The organism is Achromobacter sp. GbtcB20 (assembly GCF_019091095.1).
Taxonomy (GTDB): domain Bacteria; phylum Pseudomonadota; class Gammaproteobacteria; order Burkholderiales; family Burkholderiaceae_B; genus Achromobacter; species Achromobacter mucicolens.
The window spans coordinates 1-484 of the sequence record NZ_JAGXJZ010000220.1; the positions used below are offsets into that span (position 1 = coordinate 1).

Annotated in this window: 1 protein-coding gene; it reads left to right on the forward strand. The window is 70.2% G+C overall.

The features are described 5' to 3' along the window. Window positions 1-484, forward strand: a 484-nt coding sequence (locus tag KVT32_RS28675) for a beta-ketoacyl synthase N-terminal-like domain-containing protein (RefSeq protein ID WP_305864207.1), incomplete at both ends; no start/stop codon positions are given.

The window sequence follows — 484 nt, forward strand, 5'->3', positions numbered from 1 at the left end:
CCATCTCGCCGCTGGGCCTGGGCGGTTTCGCCTCGGCACGCGCGCTGTCGTCGCGCAACGACGATCCGGCCACGGCTTCGCGTCCCTGGGACCGCGACCGCGACGGCTTCGTGCTGGGCGAGGGCGCAGGCGTCCTGGTGCTGGAAGAATACGAGCACGCCAAGGCGCGCGGCGCGAAGATCTACGCCGAGCTGCTGGGCTTCGGCATGAGCGCGGATGCGAACCACATCACCGCGCCGGTCGAAGACGGCAGCGGCGCCAGCCGCTGCATGGTCTCGGCGCTGGCCAACGCCGGCCTGAACGCCGACCAGGTGGATTACATCAACGCGCACGGCACCTCGACGCCGCTGGGCGACCTGGCCGAAGTGCAGGGCATCAAGCGCACCTTCGGCGACCACGCGAAGAAGCTGGTGGTCAACTCGACCAAGTCGATGACCGGCCACCTGCTGGGCGGCGCCGGCGGCCTCGAGTCGGTGTTCACGGT